Here is an 18,474-nt window from a genome sequence, read left to right on the forward strand (position 1 = left end):
AATGAAACGTGAGACGCGGGGCCAGGCCCGCGCCGATCACAAGCCGAGTTCGGAGTGAGAGCCGAGGCGCACCAGGCGCAGCGTGTCGGCGTCGGGCTTCTGGTAGATCAGCACCAGGTCGGGCTTGACGTGGCAATCCCGGTGATCCTTCCAGTCCCCGGTCAGCGCGTGGTCGCGGTGCCGAGGTTCCAGCGGCTGGTCGTCGGCGAGCGCGACCAGGACGGGCACCAGGTCGGCGTCGAGCGTGGCCCGGTGCTGCCCTTTCGCCTCGCGCTTGTAGTCGCGCTTGAACTGGCCGGTGCGCTCAATCTGCCGCATGCAGATCGGCCATCAGATCGTTGACGGTGGCGAAGCGCGGCAGCTTGCCCTTGCGGGCTTCCTTCATCGCCTCGATGGTGGTGGCGTTCGGAATCAGCGGCTCGAAGGGCAGCGCCTTGTCCTGGGCCACCTTCGTGAGCAGCAGCCGCACCGCGTCGGACACGGTAAGGCCCATCGCGGCCAGGACGGCCGCCGCTTCTTCCTTGATCGCGCCGTCGATGCGCGTTTGTACGAGCTGGTTTGCAGCCATGATTGGTTCTCCGGTTGGGTTCGTGAATTACATTGTAATGCACGCCAAGGGAAAGGGCAAGGTTTAGCGGCCAAAAAGTTTAGCTAAAGTGCTTGACGATTAGGACATTTTGCCCTAATATAGCACTTGAAGGCCGGGCATTTCGCCCAGGTCAACTACCGGAGAAAGTCCGATGAACACCCAAGAGCAACCCGTTACCGCTTCCCTGGTCGCCGAGGCCCAGCGCCTCGACTTCCTGCCCGCCTACTTCGGCCCGCGTCTGATGATGCGCGGCGAGGCCCTGGTGTATGCCTGGCTTCGCCGGCTCTGCGAACGCTACAGCGGCGCGTATTGGCACTACTACACCTTGTCGGACGGCGGTTTTTACATGGCCCCCGACCTGGCCGACCGCCTGGAGATCGAGGTGGACGGCAACGGCTTCCGAGGCGAGTTGTCGGCCGACGCCGCCGGCATTGTCGCAACCCTGTTCGCGCTGGGCCAGCTCGCGGCCGAGGCCGCCGACACGGACGCCGGCGATGCCCTGATCGACCGCTATCACTTCCTGCGCGGCTTCGCAGCCAGCCACGCCGAGGCGGCCGCGATCTACCGGGCTATTGACTGATGAGGGGCGGCCCCGGCTTCGGCCGGGGCTTCCAGGAGGCGACCATGACCAGGAACAACGCTCCCCAGGCACCGACGAACAGCTACGCGACGGACGGCAAGTGCCACAACGCCGAGCCGGGCACCTACGGCCACGAATGCGGCAAGCCGGCCGCATGGATCGGCACGAACCACAAGGGGTTCAGCTCGGGATTCTGCGACGACTGCAAGCGCCACGGCTACGAAGCCCGCGACGTGATCGCGTGGCGGCGTGCTGACACTTGAGGGGCCGGCCGATGGCGAAGAAACGCAAGACGCCGGCCCAGCCGGGCCAGGACTGGAACGCGCCGGCGGCCGAGCTGCTGGCCGAGCTGCCCACCGAACGCGACGAGCTGCTGGCCGCCGCCGTGGCGGCCGTGGTGGAGATCGACGCGGCGATCATGCGCGGCGACGGTGCGGCCGCCGAGGCGGCCAGCGACCGATACGAGGCCGTCATCTGGAAGATGAACGGCGGAACGCACGTGGGCAGCATGGCCGACCACGACGCGCCCGGCCAGGTCATCGAGCGCCATTGCGCGGCGGTGCCTGGCGACGTGCCCTTGTGGGGCCAGCGCGGCCAGTTCCTGGTCGCGGATGGCGACATGCGCGCCCTGGTGGAGTACGAGGCCGGCTACGGCGGGCCGCTGGGTGCCCACTTCCAGTTCCACGTCATCGACCTGGACAGGCCGTTTATCTCCGAAACGGGCTACCGCTCGCACTTCGACACGGCGCAGGGCTGCATGACGGTGGACGAGGTTGCGCGCGGCATCCTGGCTGCGCAGCGAGCCGAGAAGAAGCGCCCGGTGATGGTCGAGGCCAGCTACCGCGACCGCCTGGCCGATGCTCCCCTGCCCGCTTGGCTGGCCGGCCTGGAGCCGCCGGCGCGGCGCGAACCGGCGACCGTCCTGGTGCCGCCGGGGTTCGTCCTGGTCGATGTGGTGCTGCCCTCGCATCGGGCCTTCATCGCCAGGCGCTGGGCGGCCGAGGCCGCGACCAGGATCAAGGCGGCCAGGGCCGCCGGGTTGGACGCCAAGGGAAAAATCACCGGCGCAGGCCCGGAGCGAGATCCCGCATCGCCAGAAACGACGATGACCTGCAGCATCGTCAAAGCCGACGATGCCGAGCCGGTCGAGGGCGGGCCTGTATCGCCGGAAACGACGATGCCGGGAGCGAGCGCGGCAACCTGCAGCATCGCCAGGAATGGCGATGGAGGCCCGGCCGACCGGGTGGAGTTCAAGCCCGGCCAGCGGTGCGAGATCGTGAGCGTCCATCACCCGGTTTTCGACCGCTACATCGGCAAGCGCATCATCATCGTGAAGGTGCATCCCGACACCCGCCAGGTGTGGGCGCACGACGACAGGCCGGTAACGTACAAGACCAATCGCGCAGGCCGGCGCGTGGTCGATTCAGACCCGAGCTGCATCCAGTCGATCTACGGCTTCGACCAGTTGCGGCTTATCACTTGACCAGGAGAACGAACGAATGACGAACGACGCCAATATCCGGCTGGAGTGCTTGAAGCCGGCCGAACGCTGGGCACAACCGACCGGCGAGGAAGTCCGCGAGGTGCTGCGCCTGGCCGGGTTCAGCGGCAGCAAGGCCGCGAAGGCGCTGGGGCTGGGCGCGAAGGGCGACCGCACGATCCGCCGCTGGATCGGCGAGGACACCCCGATTCCCTATGCGGCATGGGCGATCCTGTGCGACCTGGCCGGGCTGGGCGTGATCTGGAAAGAGGATTGACGCCAAGGGAAAGGTTTTAGCGGCTAAAGTTTAGCCTTCGGATTCCGGTAAAGCGAAAAAAGTTTAGCTAAAGTGCTTGACAGGCTAGGGCATTTTGCCCTAATATAGCACTTGAAGGCCGGGCACATCGCCCAGGTCAACTACCGGAGAAAGTCCGATGAGCGACAACAAGATCATGCCCTGGATTGACGAGCTGGAGGGCGCGGCAGCGACCGACTTCCCGGCCCGCCGTGACGAGATCGCGGCCATGATGGCCGAGGCGGCCGAGCTGGTGCGCAAAGCCGAGGAACTGCGCGGCAAGGCGTACTTCGCCGGATGCTCCCTGGAGGGGCAGGCCAAGGGCCATTGGTCGATGGAAGCCGTCGAGCAGGCCAAGCGCCGGGCCGGCTGGTAAGAGCACATGGCCCGGTCGGCAACGGCCGGGCCTATCGAGGACGCCAAGAAGGGAGTATTGCGTGAGCCGAGGCAAGATCAAGGGCGGCCCCAGGTGGAGGAACGCCCCGGAGTGATCCGGGGCGCTTGGCCTGGTGCTGGCACACCGTAACCATGCTTCCGAGTGGGAGCACCCAGCATTCAACACGTAAGCGCGTGGAGGGTCAAGCTATGTCCAACATCATCAAGTTCCCCAAGGAGATCGAGCAGCCCGCCGCGCCCGCGCCGGTGGAGCCTGCCGCCGCGCCTGCTGCCCCCAACAAGGCCCCCGGTGCTGGCCTGCTGGCCGGCCTGGTCAAGTTCGTATGGGTGGCGACCGTGTTGGTCTGGCCGATCCTCAAGTGGGTGCTGTCGATTGCCACCTTCTTTCAGTTCGTGCGGATGCTCTACCACTGGAACACGCCTGGCGTGTATGCCGGCTGGTCGTTCCTGGTGTACTTCGCGGTGCTGACCGCGATCACCTACTTCGTTTCGATCTACAAGCCGAAGGGGCTTTGACATGAAAAAACAGACCCTGCCCTACCCGCCGGGATTCGTGGAGCCAACCACGGGCCGCGTGGCCGTCCTGGTGCGCGAGTACGCGGCCAGCGATTTGAACGGCGATGCGCCGGCCTATTGGTACAGCGCGCAATCCGAGGAATGGGGCCTTGACCCCTGGCGGCTCGTTGAAGGCGTCGATCCGCATGTGCATGGCGGTTCGTTCGACGTGTGCTTTGCGAGCGGCGGCACGCGCACCGTGGGGCCGTTGATGACGTTCTTCGTGAGCGCCGACCACGCGCAGCAGCTCGCAGTTTCGCGCGCCGCGTCGCAGATGGGGCGCTACGGAATGCGGGTGGTCGAGGTTCAGCAAGGCCCCGACGACCTCAAGCGCCTAGCCGCGCTGTATTCGGATGACGCCAAGAAGGGGTGATTTTTAGCCGCTAAAAGGCTTGACGCGCCCGGCGAGTTTAGCTAAACTTCTGCACATGGTCGGCGGCTGGCACCGCCTTTTGTTCAACAACCGGGTGTGGAGTTTATATGGGTGTTCTCCATGAAGAAACGGCTAACCGAAGCCCAATTCCAGGCGGCGATCAAGGGCCTGGAGATCGGGCAACAGACCATCGACATAGCGCGCGGCGTGCTGGTCGATGGAAGGCCCCAGGCCGAGTTTGTGGCCTCGCTGGGGCTGACCAAGGGGGCGGTATCGCAAGCGGTCAGTCGCGTGTGGGCAGCGGCGGGGGAAGTGCTCCCGCAGGGCTTCGCGCGGGTGACGGCGGTACTGCCGGAGCATCAAGCGTTCATCGTCAAGCGTTGGGAAGCCGACGCCAAGGGAAAGAGGAAACAGGAACCCAACTCATGAAAACACTGGTCACGGCAATTCAGAAAGGCGGACAGGGCAAGACCTTCGCAACCTGCCACCTGGCGTTCGACTTCCAGGAGCGCGGCCTTCGGGTTGCAGTGATCGACCTGGACACCCAGGGCAATGCAAGCTGGACGCTGGCCGGCCACGACTCGGGCTATCCCGCCAGTCGCATGTTCACCGCCGGCGGCGACGAGCTGCGCGCCTGGTTCGCTGGCCGGGAGGATGACGGCCTGGCGCTGATCGCGGCCGATGCCAGCCTGGCCAACCTGGACAAGATGGACTTGGCCCAGGCCGCCGGCGCGCTGCGGGCCAGCATCGCGGCGCTAGGCGAGTTCTTCGACGTGTGCCTGATCGACACCGCCCCTTCCCTTGGCGTTGCCATGACGGCGGCCGTGCTGGCCGCCGACTACATGCTTTCGCCGGTCGAAATGGAGGCGTACAGCTTGCAAGGCATGAAGAAGATGGTTGCCGTCATCGGCAACCTGCGCAAGCAAAACCCGAAGCTGCGCTTTCTCGGCATGGTGCCGAACAAGGTGGACGCGCGGAAGCCGCGCCACGTCAGCAACCTGGCGACCTTGCAGCAGGCATATCCGCAACTGATCTTGCCGTTCAGTGTCGGCGCGCGAGACAGTATCGCGGAGGCGCTGGGCGAGCAGATGCCAGTGTGGAAGATCAAGAAAACCGCTGCGCGCAAGGCCACCCAGGAAGTGCGCGCCCTGGCGGATTACGTGTTCACGAAGATGGAGATCGCGCAATGACCAGCGCCGTAAAGACCAACGCCAAGAAGAAGGCCCCGCAAGCGGCCGCAGAGAAGCCCAAGGGCGGCGGGCTGGGCCTGGATGGCCTCGGCGACCTGTCGAGCTTGCTGGACGAGCCACAGGCCGCGAATGCGGCCCCTGGCGGCCCGCAGGAGCTGCCGCTTGACCTCATCGACGAAGACCCGCACCAGCCGCGCACGGCGGACAACCCCGGCTTCTCGCCGGAGTCCATCGCCGAGATCGGCGAGACGATCAAGCTGCGCGGCGTGAAGTCGCCCATCAGCGTGCGCGAGAACCCGGACGCGCCGGGCCGCTACCTCATCAACCACGGTGCGCGGCGCTACCGTGGCTCGAAATGGGCCGACAAGACCACCATCCCGGCTTTCATCGACAACGACTACAACGAGGCCGACCAGGTAATCGAGAACCTGCAACGCAACGAACTGACGGCCCGCGAGATCGCGGACTTCATCGGCCGCGAGCTGGCGAAGGGCAAGAAGAAGTCGGAGATCGCCAAGGAGATCGGCAAGTCGCCGGCGTTCGTCACACAGCACGTCACGCTGCTGGACTTGCCCGAACCGATTGCCGAGGCGTTCAACACTGGCCGCGCCAAGGATGTGACCGTCATCAACGAGTTGGTGACGGCGTTCAAGAAGAACCCCGAGGAAGTGGGTGCGTGGCTGGCCGACGACAGCCAGGAGCTGACGCGCGGATCGGTCAAGCTGCTGCGCGAGTACCTGGAGGACAAGCGCCACCAGGAAGGCGACCGCGACCCCAACACCGTCGATGCGTTCAGCGGCAAGACGGATGGCGAGGCCGAGGGCGACGGGCAAGGCCCGGAGGATGACGCCAAGAAGAAGGAGCCGAAGGAACCCGACCCGGACAAGCTCAAGAAAGCGATCATCCAGGTCACGCACGACGACCGCCCGGCCCGCCTGATCCTCAACCGCCGGCCGCCGGCCGAGGGCTGGGCCTGGCTCAAGTACGAGGATGACGGCCAGGAGTTCGAGGCCGACCTTGGCAAAGTGCAGCTTGTCGCGCTGCTGGAGGGCTAGACCCCCCCTGCACCAGACCCCGCCGCCCCCGCACCCCTGCGCCCCGCCATCGAGCGGGGCTTTTTTTTGCCTGCGCGCCCAGCGCCGGGCTGGCCCGTTTTAGCCGCTAAAAAAGTTCAGCTAAACACTTGCGCTATGTTGTATGTTGTAGTATGCTACACGCTACAACATACAACACCGGCCGAAAGGAGGCCCGATCATGGCAATCACGAAAGAGCAGATATTTGCGGTCGCCGACGAGCTGGACGCCGCCGGCCAGAACCCGACCCTGGCGAGCGTGCGCAAGCAGCTCGGCGGCGGGAGCTTCACGACCATTTCCGAGGCGATGAACGAATGGCGGGCACGCAAGGCCAGCCAGGCGGCCCCGATCCGCGAGCCGGCACCGGCGGCGATCACCGAGAAGCTGGCCGAGCTGGGCGGCGACTTGTGGGCCGTGGCCTTGGAAATGGCGAACAACCGGCTGGCCGCCGAGCGCGAGGCGCTGGAGGCCGTCCGGCAGGAAATGGAGGCAGCGCGCCAGGAGGCCGCAGAGCTGGCCGACCAGCTCACCGGCGAGCTGGACGAGGCCAAGGGCCGTATCGAGGCCCTGGAGGCCGCAGAGACCGACGCCAAGGGGGAAGCTGGGGCGCTACGCGAGAAGCTGGCAGCGGCCAGCGAGCGGGCGGCCACGGCCGAGGCCAGAGCCGGCGAGCTGCGCACGGAACTGGATCACGCCCACCAGGAGGCCCGCCAAGCCCGAGCGGAGCGCGACAAAGCCCAGGAGAAGGCCGCCGCGAGCGCCGACCAGGCGGAGGCCCTGCGGGCCGACCTGGCGGCCGCGAACAGCCGGGCAACGGAGATCGAGCGCCGGGCCGGCGAGCTGCGCGCCGACCTGGAGCGAGCCAACCAGGCCACCGACCAGGCGCGGGCGGCGCTGGCCGAGCAGCAGAAGGCCACCGAGGCGGCGGCCGGGCAGCTTGACCAGGTGCGGGGCGAGCTGGCAAAGGTGCAGGCCAAGGCCGAAGCCGAGCGCGAGGCGCACCAGGAGCAGCGCAAGGCAGCAGCGGCCGAAGCGCACCGCCAGGCCGAACGCTTGACGGCCACCCAGGCCGAGCGCGATGCCGCGCGCAAGGAGGCCAGCCAGGCCCGCGAGGACGCCGCGACCCTGCGCGGCCGGCTCGAAGCCCTGGAAACCGTCATGGCCCAGGAGAAGGGCAAGACGGGCGGCGCGAAAAAGACCTGATATTTCGGTCGGTTTTCAATAAAATCGAGGGTGTAACCTGGAACTACACATCCGGCCACGAGAGGAAAGCCGGCCTCGCGCATGCCGAGGTCGGCTTTTTTCTTGCTGGACTGGCAAGGAGGCCCATCTATTCCACATTTTGAAATGACCACACCGACGATAAGGAGCGCCCGATGAAACAGCGCCTCTTGGTCATGAACGGCCAACGCATCGTTCAGACCGAGCAAGAAGGGGCATGGGCCAACCAGAAGGTTGACAAGGCTGGCGCATTGAAGCCCGGCATCTACAACCTGTACATGGCCCAGCAGGCCGACAAGAAGCAGACCCATGACGGCGTGATCGTTCACGCCGACAACAACCAGGTGTACCAGCAGGTAGGCAAGAACTTTGTCATGCACGCCCGGTCAGATTTCGATAAAGTACCTGAAATCGGGAGCGCAAAGAGCATCAGCTACAGCGCGCAAGGCAAAGCAACCGTTGCCGCCGAGGCCCCGAAACTCACGCGAGGCCGGTCCCGATAGCTTTTAGCGGCTAAAAGGAGGGCCACGCCTTGAGACGACTCACACCCACCGCCGGCCGGGCAGACGCCCGCCGCATCCAGCCGGCATCCGCCGGCTTCGCAACAAGCACGACCAGCAGAACCGACGCCGCCGGCGACGGCCTGCTGGCCGCTGCCGAAGCCACAGAGGCCGAGCAGCAAGCGGCCCTGGAGGCCGCCCCGCTCGACCAGACCTACCAGGAAGCCCTTGCCCTGTACGTTCAGGCCAAGCACGACCAGGTGGAGCGCATCGAGGATCGGCTTGAAAACCTGATCGACCGTCAGCAGGCGCGCTTGCAGCAGACCCAGGCCAACCAGCCGGGCCTACTGTCCCGGCCTGGCGCGAAACGCGCTTGGCAGAACCAGCAGATGCAGCAGCAGGCGCGCTTGCAGTCCCTGCACGTGCGCCTGGAAGCCGTCCGCGAGATCAAGGAAGGCATGGGCCTGCACTCACCGAAGGTCGAAGAGCTGGCGACCCGCAAGATGCGCGCCGAGAAACCCGAGCTGGCGGCCGATTGGGATGCCATGCGCGAGGCGGCACGCCGGCACCAGGCGCTGCAACGCCGCGAAGAGCAGGAGCGAAAGCAGGCGCAGGCCCTGGAGCGACCAGGCCGGTCGCAGAGCTTGGGCCTCACGCGGCCCGTCTAAAACGAAAGCCCGGCACTGCCGGGCTTTTTCCTCGAGCCTCGCCGTTTCCGGCGATGCAGGCCCGCCGCTGGCGGCATCCTGCAGCACCGTCATTCCCGACGATGCAAGGGGCTGGCCAGCCTCGCCAGTTCCGGCGATGCCGCCGGCGCGGTCGACCATCGCCATTTCTGACGATGAGATCCCGCATCGCCATCTACAGCGATGCCCACAACGCGAGGGCGGCCGCGAAAACCGCCATGCCGGCCGCCACGATGTTCATGTACGACACGCGCCGCGCTTCGCGGATCGGCGCGGCGAGCTGCGCGGCGGCCGCTTCCAGCTCGCGCCGCACCGCCTCGGCGGCGGCCTTGCCGCCGTCCTGCATCCCCTTCGCCATCGCCTCTTTGGAGGCCGCCAGGGCCGCGTTGAGCGTCCTTTCGGCCTTCCCCTTGGCGTCATCCCCCCAACGGTGTGCGATGGCTTCCAGCTCTTCCTTGAAGCGATCCAGGATTTCTTGCTGCGCGGCCTGGCTGTCCTGCATCAGTCGGGTGTTGATCGTCTGGAGGATCAAGATCGGATCGTCGCGGCCAACGGCGATGCCGTGCTTGACCGCGATTTCCCGTATCAGCTCTTCGATCTTGTCATCGCTCGCCATCAGAGCACCGCCGCGTTGTCGAGCTGCTGGAAGAGTTGCGACTTCACGATCTTGAGCCGCTGCCGCGTCATGATCGTGAGCGCCGAGTCGGCCAGGGCCTCATCGAACGTCCGGCGCTCCTGGAGCATTTCCGAGAAGTCGCGGCCGTAGGTTTCTTCCTTGAGCGCCGGAATCTGGATGATGGCCGACACCCGCGCCTTGTTGTCGGTGTACGCCTTCATCTTCTCGAAGCCCTTGCCTTCGTGCTCGATTGGCCCCCAATACGGGTTCAGCCACACCACGAACACGCATTCGGCCGGGAATTGCCGGGCCAGCGTGCTAAAGCCGTTCAGGGTGTCCAGGAAGGCTTGCCCGCCGGTGACGACCGTATGCACCACCAGTTCGTGCCCCATGTCCTGGAGCAGCGCCGGAACCTGGTTGCCGATCAAGTAGCTGGACAGCGGCACGAACGAGCTGGCCCCGTTGTCGATGATGACGTCGCCCTTGGTCGAGGCGATTTGCTCCACCAGGGCATCGAAGTTCCGGGTGTTGATCTCGTCGCCGTCCATGATGTTCAGGCGCTGCACGTTCAGGGCCTTGTAACCCTCAAACGTGCTGTTGACCGGATCGGTGTCGATGCAAAGCGGCGTCTGCCCCTTGCTCGCTTTGTACTGCGCAATGGTGGCCGCGATCATCGACTTGCCGACGCCGCCCTTGCCCTGCAAGACCATGTGAATTTTCGCCATTACAGTAAATCCTCTTTATTCGGTTTCGGGTTGTAGTTGAAGCCGGCGATCCCTGCCGACTCGGGTTTCTTCGGCTCGGGTGCCTTCGGCTTCCTCGCCTTCGACCCCCCTTCCTGTTGCGCCGGCTTCTCCCCTTTGGCCTGGTTGGCCGCCGGGGGAGGCACCGGCGCGGGTGCTGCTGGTGCGGCCTTGATGTACCGCTGGACGTGCTTGCGGAACGTCTCGTAGCTGCACTTGACCCGGCCGATCTCGCGCATGTCCTCGTAGATCGTCGTCACTGCATAGCCAGCATCCATCGCGGCTTTCACGTCCACGCGCACGGCCAGGAATGCAACGGCCGTCGCGTCCTGTCGGCGCTTCTTGGCGGCCCGTTTCTCGATCCGCGCGGCCAGCTCTTGGGGGTAGCTGCTTTCTGCCATCGCCTCGCTTCCGTGGTTTGTAAATAGCCGTCATTTTCATGTATCGACCCGTGGAAAGTCTATGTAAAGCGCGTGGATAGCAGCTTGACACCGCTGCATCTAGCGCGCTTTCCGGGCATTGTACGCCTTCATTCGATATATCCGCCATCTTTTCGCGCTAAATGCAGACAGATGCGAAGGTTTCGGTATAGACTTTCCTTGGTGTTATCAACGCCGTAAGGCGGGCAGGATGTGCGAAGTTAGCTAACCGGCGGGCCGGTTATCTATCTTCGCTGTCCCTTATTCGCGCCTGCGGCACTCAACGGGCATCCTGCTCTGCGAGGCTGCCGGCTACCGCCGGCCAAGAAGCGAGAGACGAACGACATGGGCTACATCAATCCGCTGCTGGAGCTTCCAGCAGGCCGCGAACTCCAGGCGCTTCCGGTTGCCGACCGGCAGCGCCTTGCCCGCGTGCTGCGCGAGCTGCGCACGCAGGCCAACGACGAGGCGGAAAAGGCATGGGCACGCCGCAAGGGGCCGATGGCCGCCTACTGGCGAGCCGTGGCGACCTACGCGCGACACACGGCGCACGCGCTCAAGGGGTAGCGACATGGAAGCCGACGAACAGCCGACCGCGAAGCGGCGGCAGCACCTACGGGTGCCGGTGTTCCCCGACGAGAAGGAACAGATCGAGGCGAACGCCAAGAGGGCCGGGGTCAGCGTGGCGCGCTACCTGCGCGACGTGGGCCAGGGCTACCAGATCAGGGGCGTCATGGATTACGAGTACGTGCGCGAGCTGGTGCGGGTGAATGGCGACCTCGGCCGGCTGGGCGGTTTGCTCAAGCTATGGCTCACCGACGACCCGCGCACGGCCCGCTTCGGAGACGCCACGATCCTTGCCCTGCTGGGCCGGATCGAAGCCACCCAGGACGAAATGAGCCGACTCATGAAGTCCGTGGTGCAGCCGAGGGCCGAGCCTTGAGCTTTTTAGCGGCTAAAAAGCCAGGGGCTGGCCGATGATCGCCAAGCACGTACCCATGCGCTCGCTGGGCAAGTCCGACTTCGCCGGCCTGGTGAACTACGTCACCGACGCGCAGAGCAAGGATCACCGGCTGGGCCAGGTGCAGATCACGAACTGCGATGCCGTGTCCGTGCAGGACGCCATCACCGAGGTTCTGGCGACCCAGCACACGAACACGCGGGCCAAGGGCGACAAGACCTATCACCTGATCGTCAGCTTCCGGGCCGGCGAGCAGCCCAGCGCCGACACCCTGCGGGCGATTGAGGAACGTATCTGCGCCGGGCTGGGTTACGGCGAACACCAGCGCGTCAGTGCCGTTCACAACGACACCGACAACCTGCACATCCACATCGCCATCAACAAGATTCACCCGACCCGGAACACGATGCACGAGCCGTACTACTCGCATCGGGCGCTGGCCGAGCTTTGCACGGCCCTGGAGCGCGACTACGGGCTGGAGCGGGACAACCACGAACCACGCCAGCGCGGTGCCGAGGGCAGGGCGGCCGACATGGAGCAGCACGCGGGCGTGGAAAGCCTGGTCGGCTGGATCAAGCGGGAATGCCTGGACGAGATCAAGGGCGCGCAGTCCTGGCAGGAGCTGCACCAGGTCATGCGCGACAACGGCCTGGAACTGCGCGAGCGTGCGAACGGCCTGGTGATCGAGGCCGGCGACGGAACGATGGTCAAGGCGAGCACCCTAGCCCGCGACCTTTCCAAGCCGAAGCTGGAGGCGCGGCTTGGCCCGTTCGAGGCTTCGCCCGAACGGCAGACACGAACCAAAGCGAAGCGGCAGTACCAGAAAGACCCGATCCGCTTGCGCGTGAACACGGTCGAGCTGTACGCCCGGTACAAGGCCGAGCAGCAGACCTTGACCGCGACACGTGGGCAGGCGCTGGAGCAGGCCCGCCGGCGCAAGGATCGGCTGGTCGAGGCCGCGAAGCGTTCCGGCCGCCTGCGCCGCGCGACGATCAAGGTGATCGGCGAGAGCGGCCCGAACAAGAAGCTGCTGTATGCCCAGGCCAGCAAGGCCCTGCGCGACGAAATCCAGGCGATCAACAAGCAGTACCAGCAAGACCGCCAGGCCCTCTACGACAGCCACAGCCGCCGCACGTGGGCCGACTGGCTCAAGAAGGAAGCGACCCACGGCAACGCGGAGGCGTTGACCGCCCTGCGCGCCCGCGAGGCGGCGCAGGGCTTGAAAGGCAACACCATCCAGGGCCGGGGCGATCCGCGCCCCGGCCATGCCCCGGTGACGGACAACATCACCAAGAAGGGCACCATCATCTTCCGCGCCGGCCTGACGGCCGTTCGGGACGATGGCGACAAGCTGCAAGTCTCGCGCGAGGCCACGCGCGAGGGCTTGCAAGAAGCTCTACGGCTGGCGATGGAACGCTACGGCAGCCGCATCACCGTCAACGGCACCACGCAGTTTCAGGCGCAGATCATTCGCGCGGCCGTTGATTCCCAGCTACCCATCACGTTCGCCGATCCGGCCCTGGAGAGCCGGCGGCTTGCGCTATTGAAGAAGGAGAACACCCATGAGCGACCCGACCGAACCGAGCGAGCCGACCAGCGACCCGCAGAGCATCGAGGACGAGCTGGACGCGGCCCTGGCGGCCCTGGACAGCGCGCCGCTACCCACGACGACGCTGCCCGACCCATCGCCGTCGCCCGAGCAGGCTTCGGGCGACCAGGTGGCGGGCGAGCCGGCACCGCCGGCGTTCACGCCGGAGCCGTCCACCGGAAGCCCGACATTGGACGCATTGGACGAGTCCCGCCGCCCCAAAGCCAGCACCGTTTGCGAACACTGTCCCAACTCGGTGTGGTTCGCATCGCCGGCGGAAGTGAAGTGCTATTGCCGCGTGATGTTCCTCGTCACCTGGAGCAGCAAGGAACCCAACCAGATCACCAACTGCGACGGGATATTTCTCGGCCAGGATCAGGAGTAGCAGCGGCCCCGCCGGGCCTCGCGGCGGCGGATAAATACATCGCCGAACGCGAGTCGAAACGCTCGAAAGGTTTCGATATACCGAAGCACGCGCGATATACTGCCGGTGAAGGTGGCCTTGCTTTCGAGGGTGTCCGCAACATCGAGGGCCAGGCGCTGGCCCTGTTGAAACGAGGCGATGAGGTCATGGTGATGCCCATTGACCAGGCCACGGCCCGGCGCATGTCGCGCATCGCGGTCGGCGATGCCGTGACGATCACGCCAAAAGGCTCCATCAAAACGTCGAAAGGTAGGAGTAGATGAAAATAAAGATGAACAACGCCGTGGGGCCGCAGGTTCGCAGCGCGAAGCCGAAGCCCAGCAAGTTGCTGCCGATCCTCGGCGGGGTGTCCCTGGTCGGCGGCCTCCAGGCCGCGACACAGTTCTTCGCCTACACGTTCCAGTATCACGCGAGCCTCGGGGCCAACCTCGGGCACGTGTACGCGCCCTGGTCGATCCTGAACTGGTCGGCGAAGTGGTACAGCCAGTACCCCGACGAGATCATGCGGGCCGGCAGCATCGGCATGGTGACTGCCACCGTGGGCCTGCTGGGTGTGGCCGTGGCGAAAGTCGTCACGTCCAACAGCTCGAAGGCGAACGAATACCTGCACGGTTCGGCCCGCTGGGCCGAAAAGAAGGACATTCAGGCGGCCGGCCTGCTGCCGCGCGAGCGGAACGTCCTGGAGATCGTGACCGGCAAGGACGCACCCACCGCCACCGGCGTCTATGTCGGCGGCTGGCAGGACAAGGACGGCAATTTCTACTACCTGCGGCACAGCGGCCCCGAGCACGTGCTGACCTACGCGCCGACGCGAAGCGGCAAGGGCGTCGGCCTGGTGGTGCCGACGCTGCTTTCGTGGGGCGCAAGCAGCGTCATCACCGACTTGAAGGGCGAGTTGTGGGCGCTGACCGCCGGCTGGCGGCAGAAGCACGCGAAGAACAAGGTGCTGCGCTTCGAGCCGGCCAGCAGCTCGGGCGGCGTGTGCTGGAACCCGCTGGACGAAATCCGCGTCGGCACCGAGGCCGAAGTCGGCGACGTGCAGAACCTAGCAACTTTGATAGTTGACCCGGACGGCAAGGGCCTGGATTCCCACTGGCAAAAGACCGCCTTCGCGCTCCTGGTCGGCGTCATCCTGCACGCGCTCTACAAGGCCAGGAACGACGGCGGCACGGCCACGCTGCCATCGGTCGATGCCATGCTGGCCGACCCGAACCGGGACATTGGCGAGCTATGGATGGAAATGACCACCTACGGGCACGTGGACGGTCAGAACCACCACGCCATCGGATCGGCCGCCCGCGACATGATGGATCGGCCAGAGGAAGAAGCCGGATCGGTGCTGTCCACGGCCAAATCCTATTTGGCCCTGTACCGCGATCCAGTGGTGGCGCGCAGCGTGAGCCGGTCGGACTTCCGCATCAAAGACCTGATGCACTCCGACGACCCGGTGAGCCTGTACATCGTCACGCAGCCCAACGACAAGGCCCGCCTGCGGCCGCTGGTGCGCGTCATGGTGAACATGATCGTGCGCCTGCTGGCCGACAAGATGGACTTCGAGAACGGCCGGCCGGTGGCCCACTACAAGCACCGGCTGCTGATGATGCTGGACGAGTTCCCGAGCCTCGGGAAGCTCGAAATCATGCAAGAGTCGCTGGCCTTCGTCGCCGGCTACGGCATCAAGTGCTACCTGATTTGCCAGGACATTAACCAGCTCCGAAGCCGCGAGACGGGCTACGGCCACGACGAAAGCATCACGTCGAACTGCCACGTGCAGAACGCCTACCCGCCCAACCGCGTCGAGACAGCCGAACACCTGTCCCGACTGACCGGGCAGACCACCGTGGTGAAGGAGCAGATCACGACCAGCGGCCGCCGCACGGCGGCGATGCTGGGCCAGGTGTCGCGCACCTACCAGGAAGTGCAGCGCCCCTTGCTGACGCCCGATGAATGCCTGCGGATGCCGGGGCCGAAGAAGAACGACAAGGGCGAGATCGAGGAAGCCGGCGACATGGTGATCTACGTCGCGGGCTACCCCGCCATCTACGGCAAGCAGCCGCTGTACTTCAAAGACCCGGTGTTTCAGGCGCGGGCCTCGATCCCCGCGCCGAAGGCCACCGACCGGCTGCGCCAGGTTGTCGAGGCAGGGGAGGGCATCACGATATGAGCCGCATCCTGAAACGCATCACGAAAGGCGTAGCCGTCGCCGGCCTGGCCGCCCTGGTGCTGGCCGCCGGCAGCTATGCCGCCGGTGCCCGCATCAACACCACCAAGAGCATTCCGGTCGGCCTGTACTGGACGAGCAGCGCGCCGGTGGAGCGGGGCGCTTACGTGCTTTGGTGCCCGCCGAAGGTCGGCGTGTTCGATGACGCCAAGGAAAGGGGCTACATCGGGGCCGGGTTCTGCCCAGGCGACTACGGCTACATGATGAAGCGCGTTTTAGCCGCTAAAGACGATGCCGTATCGGTGGCCGATGACGGCGTGCGCGTCAATGGCGAGCTGCTGCCACATAGCAAGCCCATCCAGGCCGACAAGTCCGGTCGGCCCTTGCCGCGCTTCCAGGCCAGCACCTACACGCTGGGCAATGCCGAGCTGCTGCTTATGTCGGACGTGAGCGACACGTCTTTCGACGGCCGCTACTTCGGCCCGATCAATCGTTCTCAAGTTCAGACCGTGATCCGTCCGGTCATCACCTGGTAGGGGAGGAAACCACCATGCGACTGTTCATCGCGGAAAAACCATCCGTCGCAAAAGCCATCGCCGGCGAGCTGGGCATCACCGGCAAGGGCGACGGCTTCATCGAGTGCGGCGGCGACAAAGTGACCTGGTGCTTTGGGCACATGCTGGAGCAGGCCGACCCGGACGAGTACACGCCCGATGACGTGCCGACCGGCAAATCAGGCAAGAAGCTATGGCGCGTCGATGAGCTGCCCATCATCCCGCAGACGTGGGTTCTTCACCCGAAGGACGATGCCAAGAAGCAGCTCGCCGTGATCGGCAAGCTGCTGAAAGAAGCCAAGGAGATCGTCAACGCCGGCGACCCCGACCGTGAAGGCCAGTTGCTGGTCGATGAAGTGCTGGAGCACTTCAAGAGCAGCAAGCCGGCGCGCCGCTTTTGGGTGTCTGCCCAGGATTCGGTTTCCGTCAAGCGCGGCCTGGCCGCCTTGAAGGAAAACACCACGTACAAGGGCTGGGCCGATGCCGCACGCGGGCGGCAGCGGGCCGACTGGCTGATCGGCATGAACCTAAGTCGCGCCTACACCCTGCGGGCGCAGCGCGGCGGTTCGCGCGCCCTGCTGACCGTGGGCCGCGTGCAGACCCCGACGCTCGCGCTTGTTGTCGGCCGCGACCGCGAGATCGAGGCGTTCAAGCCGGTGCCGTACCACACCATCAAGGCCGTGGTCGAGCACGCCGGCGGCAGCTTCGCCGCCGCCTGGAAAGCGAAGGAAGATCAAGCCGGCCTGGACAGCGAAGGCCGCCTTGTTGATACCGCCGTCGCGGATGCCCTGGTGGCCGCCGTCAAGGGCCAGCCGGGCACCATCGCCACCTACAAGCAGGAAGCCAAGAAGAAGAACCAGCCGCTGGCCTTCGCGCTGTCCGACATTACCGCGCTGGCGTCCGCGCGCTACGGGTACAGCGCCGAGGACGTGCTGAACACCTGCCAGGCGCTCTACGAGACGCACAAGCTGACCAGCTACCCGCGCACCGACTGCGCCTACCTGCCGGAGTCGCAGCACGCCGACGCGCCGCGCGTCCTGGAGGCCGTCAAGCACGTGAACCCCGAGCTGGCCGGCCTGGTCGATGCTGCCGACCCGCGCATCAAGTCCAAGACGTGGGACGACTCGAAGATCACCGCCCACCACGGCATCGTGCCGACCATGCAGAAAGGCAGCAAGGCCGGCTTGAGCGAGCGCGAGCGCAACATCTACGAGCTGATCGTCCGCGCCTACCTGGCGCAGTTCTACCCGCTGCACGAGTACATGCAAACCACGGTCGGCGTGGAGATCGCCGGCGAGAACTTCGCCGCGTCCGGCAAGGTGGTCACGCGCAACGGCTGGCGTGACGTGTTCGAGCAGGCCGACGAAGAGGACGCCAAGGAAGGCGACGACGAGAACGGCGCGCAGACCCTGCCACCGATGAAGCAAGGCGACGGTGTGACCTGCACCGAGGCCACCCGACGCGATGCGAAAACCAAGCCGCCGGCGCGCTTCACCGAGGGCACGCTGATTCGCGCGATGGAGAACATCCACAAGTTCGTGAGCGACCCGGAGCACAAGAAGATGCTGCGCGAAGGCGATGGCATCGGCACGTCCGCCACGCGCGCATCCATCATTTCCGAGCTGAAACGCCGCGAGTTCCTGGAAACCAAGGGCAAGCAGATCGTCAGCACGACGCTGGGCCGCAGCGTCATCGACGCGCTGCCCGAGGTGGTGCGAAGCCCGGTGCTGACCGCCCTTTACGAACGCATGTTGAAGGGCGTCGAGCTGGGCACGGCGGCCCTGGACGCCTTCATTACGAAGCAAGAGGCGTTCATCCGCGACCAGGTGGCGAAGGCCAACAGCGGAGCCGTGAGCATCGCCGGCGGCAAGGAAGCCACGCCGGTTTCGTCCCTGCACAAGTGCATGGCTTGCGGCAATGGCTTGTCGCGCAGGCCGGCCAAGCGCAAGGGGCAATTCTGGTGGGGATGCAGCAACTTCCCCACGTGCAAGCAGACCTATCCCGACCTGAAAGGCCGGCCCGACTACAGCAAGGGCCGCAATGGCCCAGCCGAGTAACCACCAAGACGA

Annotated in this window: 24 protein-coding genes; 19 read left to right on the forward strand and 5 right to left on the reverse strand. The window is 65.6% G+C overall.

Going from position 1 to position 18,474, the window contains the following annotated elements; all coding sequences use genetic code 11:
- Positions 1-36: 36 nt before the first annotated feature.
- Positions 37-318 (reverse strand): type II toxin-antitoxin system YafQ family toxin, encoded by a 282-nt coding sequence (locus HND92_RS18980; RefSeq protein ID WP_011114071.1) that lies wholly within the window; start codon positions 316-318, stop codon positions 37-39.
- The gene (locus HND92_RS18985) at positions 305-568 is read right to left on the reverse strand and encodes a type II toxin-antitoxin system RelB/DinJ family antitoxin (RefSeq protein WP_011114070.1); all 264 of its coding nucleotides are present in this window, start codon (positions 566-568) and stop codon (positions 305-307) included. The genes HND92_RS18980 and HND92_RS18985 overlap by 14 nt, the downstream gene beginning before the upstream one ends.
- A gap of 172 nt (positions 569-740) precedes the next feature.
- Here HND92_RS18985 and HND92_RS18990 point away from each other — a divergent pair, with 172 nt between their 5' ends.
- The 13 genes from HND92_RS18990 to HND92_RS19050 all read left to right on the forward strand — a co-directional run bounded on the left by HND92_RS18990 (position 741) and on the right by HND92_RS19050 (position 8,921).
- Positions 741-1,169: an antirestriction protein gene (locus HND92_RS18990; RefSeq protein WP_011114069.1), complete on the forward strand. Its 429-nt coding sequence runs from the start codon at positions 741-743 to the stop codon at positions 1,167-1,169.
- A 44-nt stretch (positions 1,170-1,213) separates the two neighbouring features.
- Positions 1,214-1,432, forward strand: coding sequence for a hypothetical protein (locus HND92_RS18995; protein WP_012478187.1), 219 nt, complete (start codon positions 1,214-1,216; stop codon positions 1,430-1,432).
- An 11-nt stretch (positions 1,433-1,443) separates the two neighbouring features.
- A complete protein-coding gene (locus HND92_RS19000) occupies positions 1,444-2,652 on the forward strand; it encodes a hypothetical protein (protein ID WP_012478186.1) in 1,209 nt (402 codons plus the stop codon).
- A 16-nt stretch (positions 2,653-2,668) separates the two neighbouring features.
- Positions 2,669-2,926, forward strand: coding sequence for a transcriptional repressor KorC (gene korC, locus HND92_RS19005; RefSeq protein ID WP_012478185.1), 258 nt, complete (start codon positions 2,669-2,671; stop codon positions 2,924-2,926).
- A gap of 157 nt (positions 2,927-3,083) precedes the next feature.
- On the forward strand, positions 3,084-3,320 hold the full coding sequence (kleA, locus tag HND92_RS19010) for a stable inheritance protein KleA (RefSeq protein WP_011255200.1): 237 nt from the start codon (positions 3,084-3,086) through the stop codon (positions 3,318-3,320).
- 209 nt (positions 3,321-3,529) lie between these two features.
- Positions 3,530-3,856, forward strand: coding sequence for a KleE stable inheritance protein (gene kleE / locus HND92_RS19015; RefSeq protein WP_012478184.1), 327 nt, complete (start codon positions 3,530-3,532; stop codon positions 3,854-3,856).
- 1 nt (position 3,857) lies between these two features.
- Entirely contained in the window at positions 3,858-4,268 is a 411-nt protein-coding gene (locus tag HND92_RS19020) for a DUF2761 domain-containing protein (protein ID WP_011255198.1), read from the forward strand.
- A gap of 120 nt (positions 4,269-4,388) precedes the next feature.
- A complete protein-coding gene (locus HND92_RS19025) occupies positions 4,389-4,697 on the forward strand; it encodes a transcriptional regulator KorA (RefSeq protein WP_011255197.1) in 309 nt (102 codons plus the stop codon).
- Entirely contained in the window at positions 4,694-5,458 is a 765-nt protein-coding gene (locus HND92_RS19030) for a ParA family protein (protein ID WP_013397098.1), read from the forward strand. The genes HND92_RS19025 and HND92_RS19030 overlap by 4 nt, the downstream gene beginning before the upstream one ends.
- Positions 5,455-6,513: a ParB/RepB/Spo0J family partition protein gene (locus HND92_RS19035; RefSeq protein ID WP_012478180.1), complete on the forward strand. Its 1,059-nt coding sequence runs from the start codon at positions 5,455-5,457 to the stop codon at positions 6,511-6,513. Before HND92_RS19030 ends, HND92_RS19035 begins: the two co-directional genes overlap by 4 nt.
- A gap of 199 nt (positions 6,514-6,712) precedes the next feature.
- A complete protein-coding gene (locus tag HND92_RS19040; RefSeq protein WP_012478179.1) occupies positions 6,713-7,735 on the forward strand; it encodes a DNA-binding protein in 1,023 nt (340 codons plus the stop codon).
- A 173-nt stretch (positions 7,736-7,908) separates the two neighbouring features.
- Positions 7,909-8,256 (forward strand): IncP plasmid survival protein KfrB, encoded by a 348-nt coding sequence (gene kfrB / locus HND92_RS19045; RefSeq protein WP_011255193.1) that lies wholly within the window; start codon positions 7,909-7,911, stop codon positions 8,254-8,256.
- 29 nt (positions 8,257-8,285) lie between these two features.
- Positions 8,286-8,921, forward strand: a complete 636-nt coding sequence (locus HND92_RS19050) for an IncP plasmid survival protein KfrC family protein (protein WP_012478178.1) — start codon at positions 8,286-8,288, stop codon at positions 8,919-8,921.
- 193 nt (positions 8,922-9,114) lie between these two features.
- Here the strand turns inward: HND92_RS19050 and HND92_RS19055 are convergent, their stop codons facing one another.
- Genes HND92_RS19055 through HND92_RS19065 form a run of 3 tightly spaced genes read right to left on the reverse strand, consistent with a single transcriptional unit; the run spans position 9,115 to position 10,699 of the window.
- A complete protein-coding gene (locus HND92_RS19055) occupies positions 9,115-9,555 on the reverse strand; it encodes a conjugal transfer protein TraM (RefSeq protein WP_012478177.1) in 441 nt (146 codons plus the stop codon).
- Positions 9,555-10,280: an ArsA-related P-loop ATPase gene (locus HND92_RS19060; RefSeq protein ID WP_012478176.1), complete on the reverse strand. Its 726-nt coding sequence runs from the start codon at positions 10,278-10,280 to the stop codon at positions 9,555-9,557. The genes HND92_RS19055 and HND92_RS19060 overlap by 1 nt, the downstream gene beginning before the upstream one ends.
- Positions 10,280-10,699, reverse strand: coding sequence for a TraK family protein (locus HND92_RS19065; RefSeq protein ID WP_012478175.1), 420 nt, complete (start codon positions 10,697-10,699; stop codon positions 10,280-10,282). Before HND92_RS19065 ends, HND92_RS19060 begins: the two co-directional genes overlap by 1 nt.
- A 363-nt stretch (positions 10,700-11,062) precedes the next feature.
- Between HND92_RS19065 and HND92_RS19070 the strand changes: the two genes are divergently transcribed.
- From HND92_RS19070 to HND92_RS19095, 6 genes are read left to right on the forward strand one after another with little or no spacing between them, the layout of a single operon-like run.
- Positions 11,063-11,284, forward strand: a complete 222-nt coding sequence (locus HND92_RS19070; RefSeq protein ID WP_011798730.1) for a hypothetical protein — start codon at positions 11,063-11,065, stop codon at positions 11,282-11,284.
- Between the two features lie 4 nt (positions 11,285-11,288).
- Complete coding sequence (gene traJ / locus HND92_RS19075) at positions 11,289-11,660, forward strand: conjugal transfer transcriptional regulator TraJ (RefSeq protein ID WP_011255188.1); 372 nt, start codon at positions 11,289-11,291, stop codon at positions 11,658-11,660.
- A 34-nt stretch (positions 11,661-11,694) separates the two neighbouring features.
- The gene (gene traI / locus HND92_RS19080) at positions 11,695-13,953 is read left to right on the forward strand and encodes a TraI/MobA(P) family conjugative relaxase (protein WP_012478238.1); all 2,259 of its coding nucleotides are present in this window, start codon (positions 11,695-11,697) and stop codon (positions 13,951-13,953) included.
- Positions 13,950-15,854, forward strand: a complete 1,905-nt coding sequence (locus tag HND92_RS19085; protein ID WP_012478237.1) for a type IV secretory system conjugative DNA transfer family protein — start codon at positions 13,950-13,952, stop codon at positions 15,852-15,854. Before traI ends, HND92_RS19085 begins: the two co-directional genes overlap by 4 nt.
- Positions 15,851-16,387, forward strand: coding sequence for a conjugative transfer signal peptidase TraF (traF, locus tag HND92_RS19090; protein ID WP_012478236.1), 537 nt, complete (start codon positions 15,851-15,853; stop codon positions 16,385-16,387). The genes HND92_RS19085 and traF overlap by 4 nt, the downstream gene beginning before the upstream one ends.
- 14 nt (positions 16,388-16,401) lie before the next feature.
- Entirely contained in the window at positions 16,402-18,462 is a 2,061-nt protein-coding gene (locus HND92_RS19095; RefSeq protein ID WP_011255183.1) for a DNA topoisomerase III, read from the forward strand.
- The last annotated feature ends 12 nt before the right edge of the window (positions 18,463-18,474 follow it).

Source organism: Diaphorobacter sp. JS3050 (genome assembly GCF_013154915.1).
GTDB classification, from domain to species: domain Bacteria; phylum Pseudomonadota; class Gammaproteobacteria; order Burkholderiales; family Burkholderiaceae_C; genus Diaphorobacter; species Diaphorobacter nitroreducens.

Excerpts from the sequence above, each read along its gene's own strand:
- HND92_RS18985 (WP_011114070.1), bottom strand. The coding sequence starts at position 568 with ATGGCTGCAAACCAGCTCGTACAAACGCGCATCGACGGCGCGATCAAG.
- kleA (WP_011255200.1), top strand. The coding sequence starts at position 3,084 with ATGAGCGACAACAAGATCATGCCCTGGATTGACGAGCTGGAGGGCGCG.
- traF (WP_012478236.1), top strand. The coding sequence starts at position 15,851 with ATGAGCCGCATCCTGAAACGCATCACGAAAGGCGTAGCCGTCGCCGGC.
- traJ (WP_011255188.1), top strand. The coding sequence starts at position 11,289 with ATGGAAGCCGACGAACAGCCGACCGCGAAGCGGCGGCAGCACCTACGG.
- HND92_RS19035 (WP_012478180.1), top strand. The coding sequence starts at position 5,455 with ATGACCAGCGCCGTAAAGACCAACGCCAAGAAGAAGGCCCCGCAAGCG.
- traI (WP_012478238.1), top strand. The coding sequence starts at position 11,695 with ATGATCGCCAAGCACGTACCCATGCGCTCGCTGGGCAAGTCCGACTTC.
- korC (WP_012478185.1), top strand. The coding sequence starts at position 2,669 with ATGACGAACGACGCCAATATCCGGCTGGAGTGCTTGAAGCCGGCCGAA.
- HND92_RS19085 (WP_012478237.1), top strand. The coding sequence starts at position 13,950 with ATGAAAATAAAGATGAACAACGCCGTGGGGCCGCAGGTTCGCAGCGCG.
- HND92_RS19040 (WP_012478179.1), top strand. The coding sequence starts at position 6,713 with ATGGCAATCACGAAAGAGCAGATATTTGCGGTCGCCGACGAGCTGGAC.
- HND92_RS18990 (WP_011114069.1), top strand. The coding sequence starts at position 741 with ATGAACACCCAAGAGCAACCCGTTACCGCTTCCCTGGTCGCCGAGGCC.
- kfrB (WP_011255193.1), top strand. The coding sequence starts at position 7,909 with ATGAAACAGCGCCTCTTGGTCATGAACGGCCAACGCATCGTTCAGACC.
- kleE (WP_012478184.1), top strand. The coding sequence starts at position 3,530 with ATGTCCAACATCATCAAGTTCCCCAAGGAGATCGAGCAGCCCGCCGCG.
- HND92_RS18995 (WP_012478187.1), top strand. The coding sequence starts at position 1,214 with ATGACCAGGAACAACGCTCCCCAGGCACCGACGAACAGCTACGCGACG.
- HND92_RS19065 (WP_012478175.1), bottom strand. The coding sequence starts at position 10,699 with ATGGCAGAAAGCAGCTACCCCCAAGAGCTGGCCGCGCGGATCGAGAAA.
- HND92_RS19000 (WP_012478186.1), top strand. The coding sequence starts at position 1,444 with ATGGCGAAGAAACGCAAGACGCCGGCCCAGCCGGGCCAGGACTGGAAC.
- HND92_RS19025 (WP_011255197.1), top strand. The coding sequence starts at position 4,389 with ATGAAGAAACGGCTAACCGAAGCCCAATTCCAGGCGGCGATCAAGGGC.
- HND92_RS19070 (WP_011798730.1), top strand. The coding sequence starts at position 11,063 with ATGGGCTACATCAATCCGCTGCTGGAGCTTCCAGCAGGCCGCGAACTC.
- HND92_RS19020 (WP_011255198.1), top strand. The coding sequence starts at position 3,858 with ATGAAAAAACAGACCCTGCCCTACCCGCCGGGATTCGTGGAGCCAACC.
- HND92_RS19055 (WP_012478177.1), bottom strand. The coding sequence starts at position 9,555 with ATGGCGAGCGATGACAAGATCGAAGAGCTGATACGGGAAATCGCGGTC.
- HND92_RS19030 (WP_013397098.1), top strand. The coding sequence starts at position 4,694 with ATGAAAACACTGGTCACGGCAATTCAGAAAGGCGGACAGGGCAAGACC.
- HND92_RS18980 (WP_011114071.1), bottom strand. The coding sequence starts at position 318 with ATGCGGCAGATTGAGCGCACCGGCCAGTTCAAGCGCGACTACAAGCGC.
- HND92_RS19060 (WP_012478176.1), bottom strand. The coding sequence starts at position 10,280 with ATGGCGAAAATTCACATGGTCTTGCAGGGCAAGGGCGGCGTCGGCAAG.
- HND92_RS19095 (WP_011255183.1), top strand. The coding sequence starts at position 16,402 with ATGCGACTGTTCATCGCGGAAAAACCATCCGTCGCAAAAGCCATCGCC.